At 68.0% G+C, this 6,151-nt stretch carries 5 protein-coding genes; 1 reads left to right on the top strand and 4 read right to left on the bottom strand.

The features are described 5' to 3' along the window. Window positions 1–10 precede the first annotated feature (10 nt). On the bottom strand, window positions 11–898 hold the full coding sequence (locus AC1DWC_RS22285; protein WP_477911556.1) for an AurF N-oxygenase family protein: 888 nt from the start codon (window positions 896–898) through the stop codon (window positions 11–13). A gap of 418 nt (window positions 899–1,316) precedes the next feature. Between AC1DWC_RS22285 and AC1DWC_RS22290 the strand changes: the two genes are divergently transcribed. Beyond that, window positions 1,317–1,781: a MarR family winged helix-turn-helix transcriptional regulator gene (locus AC1DWC_RS22290; protein WP_477911558.1), complete on the top strand. Its 465-nt coding sequence runs from the start codon at window positions 1,317–1,319 to the stop codon at window positions 1,779–1,781. 7 nt (window positions 1,782–1,788) lie between these two features. Here AC1DWC_RS22290 and AC1DWC_RS22295 read toward each other — a convergent pair whose 3' ends face one another. The 3 genes from AC1DWC_RS22295 to AC1DWC_RS22305 form a co-directional block, all read right to left on the bottom strand. Further along, the gene (locus tag AC1DWC_RS22295; protein ID WP_477911560.1) at window positions 1,789–2,733 is read right to left on the bottom strand and encodes a VOC family protein; all 945 of its coding nucleotides are present in this window, start codon (window positions 2,731–2,733) and stop codon (window positions 1,789–1,791) included. A gap of 250 nt (window positions 2,734–2,983) precedes the next feature. Continuing rightward, the gene (gene murJ, locus AC1DWC_RS22300) at window positions 2,984–4,570 is read right to left on the bottom strand and encodes a murein biosynthesis integral membrane protein MurJ (protein ID WP_477911562.1); all 1,587 of its coding nucleotides are present in this window, start codon (window positions 4,568–4,570) and stop codon (window positions 2,984–2,986) included. Window positions 4,571–4,649: 79 nt separating this feature from the next. Beyond that, window positions 4,650–5,984 carry an alpha/beta hydrolase gene (locus AC1DWC_RS22305; RefSeq protein ID WP_477911564.1) on the bottom strand — a complete coding sequence of 445 codons (1,335 nt, stop codon included), beginning with the start codon at window positions 5,982–5,984 and terminating at the stop codon, window positions 4,650–4,652. Window positions 5,985–6,151: the final 167 nt, after the last annotated feature.

A 6,151-nucleotide genomic window follows, 5' to 3' on the forward strand; every position in this document is an offset into this window, starting at 1 on the left:
CGACTCCTGCTCAGAGAAGGTTTGATTTTCGGTAGATCCATCGAGCGCCGAAATTCAGCAGTCCTTCTTTGCTCAGGAATTCGATGAACGGCTCCGCGGCCCTGCGGAACATGATGCGGTGGTGTTCGTTTCCGTCGATATTCGACCTCACGACGTCCCAGTCGAGACCGAGGGCGTCGTACACCCGTCGATTGACCAGCCCCTTGGCGACCAGGTGCGTTCCCACCGCGATGATCAGCGTGCTCACAAAGCGTCGGAAGCGGGAGATCCCGATCAATCGATCACGGATCTTCTGACGCGCGTACGCCATGTGCCGGGACTCTTCGACAACGTGGATGTAGGCCGCGCGGCGAATGGGTGCGGCGACGTCGTCGCTCGTCATCCAGTCACGCTGCATGACGTCGAAGATCTCTTCACCGGCGAGGACGACGCCGTACGCCACTTCGTCCCAGGCGATGTGGCGGAACACCCAGCCGAAGAAGTCCAGCATGCGGTCACGCGGATAGAACTTCGATCCGATGCTTTCGACGGCGTTGGCAAACATCAACGAGTGCAGGTTCTCGTCCGCACATTCGTTGAAGAGGAACTTGACGTCAGGTCGTGCCGGATTCGCACTGTGGCTCGCCCTCAGCAATGCCACCTGAAGGCCCACCTCGAGCCAGATGCCGACGCCCAGGAACTGGGCCACTTCGCTTCTGGTGAGTCGGACGCGCTCCGCCTCGGACATGGCGTCCCACATCGGGGTGCCGAAGAGCGGCGACCACTCCGGTGTCATGCCGTGACGTTCGTCGTCGCCGGGTTCGGCCTGGCAGACCAGCGGACTCCGTGAATCGAAGGACAACCGCTTGGCGGATTCCAAAAGGGTCTTGAATATCGCGTCGCTTTCGGAAGCGGTCATCCTTCCCTACTCCTCAATTCGGTTGCACTCAGTATTCGATTCGATCACTGTCTCGATGCGGAACTGCAGGTTCCGGCCCGCGCTCATTCGAGCACGGGACCACATGCACGGGCACCGCCCTGGGCGGCGCCTTGAACAAAGGAATAGGTTCTCTTTACTGTTTAAAAATACTGCCTGCGCAGTGTCGCCTGAATCATACGGGCGTCCGCGACCGGGTGACGTATTGGCACTCGGAAACATGCCGGACAGAAACCTCGCCGGCCCTCGCCAGGACCGGCGCGGCGACAGGGGATGTCGATCGCCGGCCGACTCTCGCCGGAAGCGCAGAGCCGTCTGCCCTGCCATCAATTCGACGAGCCATTCACATGGTCAACAAACAGTTGGGACACCCAGAATTTAGGTGTCCTATAGTGACGCCATGAGTTCGTCGGACCCTGCCAGCACTCCCAGACTCTCCGACCGTCCGGGATACGCCCTGGTCAGAGCGGCAATGAAGGTCCGCCAGTGTTATGCGGACACCCTGACAGCGGCCGGACTACTACCCAATCAGCACGCGATTCTCAGCACGCTGCACGAGGCCGGTCCGTGCAATCAGAAGGAACTCGCACTGCGAGTCGTGGTCAACCCCGCCGACATCGTGTCCTACCTCGACGGACTGCAGGACCGCGAGCTCGTCGTCCGGGAGCGCGATCCCGCGGACCGTCGTCGTCAGATCGTGACGATCACCGCCGCCGGCTTCGAGACGCTGATCGACGCGGATCGTGCGCTCGACAACGTCGAGACCGCGGTGTTCGGCGGTCTCTCCGCCCAGGACCTCGCGTCCCTCAACAGGATTGCGGCCCGCGTGTACGACGCCGCGGACGCCGTGATCTCCACGCGATAGGGCGGCGTCACCGCGGCGCACCCCCGGCCGCCGCCGCGACGAGGCCGTCTACGGCGATCGGCTTCACGATCCCCGGGACCCGCGACTTCGCGGCGTCGGAGAGCTTGTGCCCCCAGTAGCTCGGCCGGTTGTAGGTACGCGCGACCCAGCTCAGGTCGTCGACCGTGAGACCGCCGTGCCCGTACTCGATCTGCAGGCCCGACGGGCTTCCGATGTAGACCGAGGTCATGAGGTCGTTGGTGTGCCGGCCGAGCGACTGCATCACGTCGACGTCATGTTCGTCGACCAGGTCGATCATCCTGCCCAGGTCGTCCATGTGCTCGACCTCGAGCATCAGGTGGTTGAAACCCACGTGGCCGGGATACTCCGACAGTGCGAGCGAGTGATGCCGGCCGTTGACGTGATAGAAGCGCACACCGACGTACTTCGTGGTGATCCGGTCGGACAGCCGGAATCCCAGGACGTCGACGTAGAACCGGTTGGCCTCCTCGATGTCCGGCACCTGGAACACGACGTGCCCGAGACCCTGGTCGCCGGTGACGAATCCACCACGCATGGTCCGGCCGGCCGAGAAGGACAGGGGTGTCGCGGCCTTCCCCCAGGTCAGCTCGTGCCGTATCCCCCACGGATCCTCGAACCAGGCCAGCTCCGCCACCTCACGCTCCTGGCACAGGCCGGCTTCGCCCGAGCGGACCGCGACCCCACGGGATTCGAGATGGTCGACAAACTCGTGCAGGTCGGTCTCGTTGGCCATCCCCCAGCCTGCGTACCGGAACTCGTCCTGCGTCGCGGGGTGGACCGCGATTCGGTAGTTGATGTCGTCGACCGCGAGTCGGACCGCGCCGTCCGGTCCGTCCGAGGCGAGCATCGCACCGAGAAGTCCCGTTCCGTAGGTCCGCCACTCCTCGGACCGCGGCGAGCCGATGCCGATGTACGACAGTTCTTGAATCATGTTGGCAACTCCTTCGTCGGTGCGCTCGCGCGCCGTCCCGCACAGCCCTCTTGCGGTGTCGAGAAAATTACACGGGTAACCTAACGATTGGCAAGACAATTAGTTAACCGATTCCGCGGGGCAGCCGGGAACGACACGCCCGACAGCGGACGGTCGCGCGTCGAACTCACCTCTGCCGGACCATGATTCACGAGGAATCGACGGTATCCGCTCCGGATGTCGGAGTCACCCAGCCAGGTTGGCGGTCAGGTCATCGACTCAGCAGCACCCTGGCATGGCGGACCTCCGGGATGCCGATCTTCTGCGCCGCGACGAGGAAGGTCGGCACCCCGACAACGATCACGGCGGCCAGCGTCGCCGCCGCGGCAGCGCGCGGGTTGCCGAGCAGGTGGTGGGAGACCCCGACCACGATGACGCATACCCCGCCGGCAGCAATCGACGCCCACAGTGACCGGGCGAAGGTCTCGAGCACAGTGTGGAATCCGAGCAGACCGTAGCGGCGCCGGAGGATCAGATGGCCGCTGACGGCACCCACGAGGTAGGACAGGGAACCCGCGACCGGCAGCATCACGACAATCGCCGTGTCGGGCAGGCAGCCGACACCGAGTGCGACCACGCCGATCTTCGTGACCACCATCGCGAGGTTGACCAGTGTCGGGGTTCGCATGTCGTTGTCCGCGTAGAAGACCCGCAACTGCAACATGACGAGGGCGAACGGCGGAAGCCCGAAGGCCGACAAGGCCAACGCGTTGCCGATCAGTCGTGCCGCATCGATGTCGACACGGCCGACGAACATCACCGTGGTCAGCATCGGCCCGAGGAGGGTCATCGCGACTGCCGCGGGGACCAGCGCGACCATCGAGTACCGGGCGGCGCGACCCATGTCGGCAACCAGCGCCGCGCGATCGCCGGCCGCGACCGCGCGGGCGATACGAGGCATCAGCACGGTCAGCAGGGACACCCCGAGGATGCCGTACGGCACCTGGAACAGCAGGTCAGCGTAGGTGTACGTGGACACCCCGCCGTGACTGAAGGCCACCCTGAGAACGACTGCCACACCGACCTGACTGATCGCGACGTACAGGACGACCCAGCCGAGCAGCCTCGTGCCGACACGTATCGGACGCCACGTGTACGGGACGGGCCGCACCCGCCAGCTCCACCGAAAGCCGCTGCGCCGCAGGGCCGCAACCGACCACACCGCCTGCCCCACGATCCCCGTGGTGGTCCCGAGCCCCAGGACCAGGACCTGGGCGGTGGTCATCGACGACGGCGACAAGGTCACCGGACCCGGCAGCGCGGCGAAGACCCCGACCGTCGCCAGCACGATCAGGTTGTTGAGCACCGGTGCCCAGGCGGCCGGCGCGTAGCTCTCCCGCACGTTCAACACCGCGGTCACCGTGGCCGCAAGCGCGTAGAAGAAGATCTCGAACAACAGCAGGTACGCCAGCGCGGTCGCCAACTGCGACTGCTCCCCCTCCGACACCAGGACGGACACCAACAGCGGCGCACACACCACCGCGAGGGCCGTGACCACCGCCGCGGCGATCACCGTCGCCACCAGAATTCGCTGGGTGAACAGGCGCGAGTGAGCCCGCCCGCGAAGCCGTGCACGCGCCAGTACCGGGACGAGGACGCTACTCATCACCCCGCCGAGGAGGAGCTCGTACACCATGTTCGGCATGCTGTTGGCGCCGTTGTACGCGTCCCCGACCGCCGCCGTCCCGAGCACGGCCGCCAACGCGAGGGTCCGGACGAAACCGGTGGCACGACTTGCCGCGGCCGCAACGGCGACGGCACCAGTCGCGCGGGCGAACGTCCCCTGAGAAACCGACATCCGACCATCGTGCCCCACCCGCGCGACCGCCGTGGCGCGGCGGAATGGGTCGCGAGGGTCCGAACCGCTGCGGTGCGGATCAGTCCGACGCCGCCAGCAGGCCGGTCCGCCGGGCCAGCCAGTCCAGCTCGCCGGCCAGCGCGGGCGCCCACACCTGACCGGTGTGCCCGCCCGGCAGCTCGTAGTAGCGCACGTCCAGACCGGCCGCTTGTGCCGCGTCGTACATCCGCCGCTGCTGGGGCCGGTACTCCTCGTCGTCCGCGCCGGCCACGAAAACGCCTGCCACACCCGGCAACCCGCGTCGGGCCAGTACGTCCCGGGCGTTGACCGCGGCGAACGCCGCCTCGTCCCCGCCGAAGGTGGCCGCGACGGTGCCGGGGTGATCGCCCAGCGACGGCTCGTCCTGGCCGGAGATGTCCAGGAAGGTCGGGTACACGCCGGGATGGTTGGCGGACAACTGGATCGAGCAGGTCCCGCCGTACGAGTAGCCGCCGATCGCCCAGGCCCGCGGGTCCGTGTCCACCTGCAGGTTCTGCCCGATCCAGGCGGGCACGTCGACGGCCAGGTACGTGTCGACGTTGCCCAGGTGCGAGTCCAGGCACAGCGGCTCGGCGTCCTGGGCGCCCAGCGCGTCGGGCACCACCACCACCGGCGCGAGTCCGTCGTGCGCGGCGGCGAACGCCGTCACCGAGTCGGCCAGCCCGTTGCCGAGCCAGTCGTCCGGGCTGCCCGGGTTCCCCGCCACCAGCACCAGCACCGGCAGCAACGCGCGGGGCGAGTCCAGGTAGGCCGGCGGCAGGTACACCAGCGCAGGCCGCGCCGAGAACCCGGACGCCGGCCCCGGGATCACCACGTGGGTCAGGACGCCGTCCGCGGTGCGCCGCACCGGCGGCTGCCAGACCCGCGACGTCGGCCACCCCGACTGGACCCGCGGTTGAGGCCCGGGCACCGCCGCGAAGTCGACGACGTGGACGGTCGGCGGCTGCAGATGACCGACGGCGGCACCGAGCGTCGGGAAGCTGCCGGTGTCCCGGTTCACGACGCCGGCGGCGGACACGCACACCGCCGCCGCCGCGAGGGCAGCCACGATCGCGCGCCCGGGACGCGGGCCCCGGGCGAGCACGGCGACGGCCGCGAGAATCCCGAGCAACGCGGCGGCGACGGCGACGCAGCCCCACGCCGACAGTTGCAGCGGCAACGGCCGGTAGGCCGCCCACACCGTGACGGCGATCCCGGCTGCGCCGGCGACGGTGGCGGCCGCGACCACGGCCAGGGCCCGCAGGCGCATCCGGCCGACCGCGACCAGCAGCCCCACCACGCCCAGCCCACCGACCACCAGCATCGCGACCAGCGCCCAACGGCCGGTAACCGACAGGTGTGACGCCGTGGTCAGCAGGTGATGGGCGGACTGCATCGGGCCAGTATCCCGGGACCGGCGGCCCTACTTCCAATCGGACACGGCGGACGCCCTCACCGCACAGTCAGTTCCGGGCGGCGCGGTCACGCGTCCCGGCGGGCCCGGAACCACAGCGCCCCGGCGCCGAGCGCGGCGGCACCCACGCCGGCCGCGACCGCGACCAC

Source organism: Rhodococcus sp. P4_C10, assembly GCF_056402135.1.

What these genes read in the sequence shown, in the direction of transcription:
- AC1DWC_RS22285 (WP_477911556.1), bottom strand. Translation starts at nt 898, where the DNA reads ATGACCGCTTCCGAAAGCGACGCGATATTCAAGACCCTTTTGGAATCC.
- AC1DWC_RS22290 (WP_477911558.1), top strand. Translation starts at nt 1,317, where the DNA reads ATGAGTTCGTCGGACCCTGCCAGCACTCCCAGACTCTCCGACCGTCCG.
- AC1DWC_RS22295 (WP_477911560.1), bottom strand. Translation starts at nt 2,733, where the DNA reads ATGATTCAAGAACTGTCGTACATCGGCATCGGCTCGCCGCGGTCCGAG.
- murJ (WP_477911562.1), bottom strand. Translation starts at nt 4,570, where the DNA reads ATGTCGGTTTCTCAGGGGACGTTCGCCCGCGCGACTGGTGCCGTCGCC.
- AC1DWC_RS22305 (WP_477911564.1), bottom strand. Translation starts at nt 5,984, where the DNA reads ATGCAGTCCGCCCATCACCTGCTGACCACGGCGTCACACCTGTCGGTT.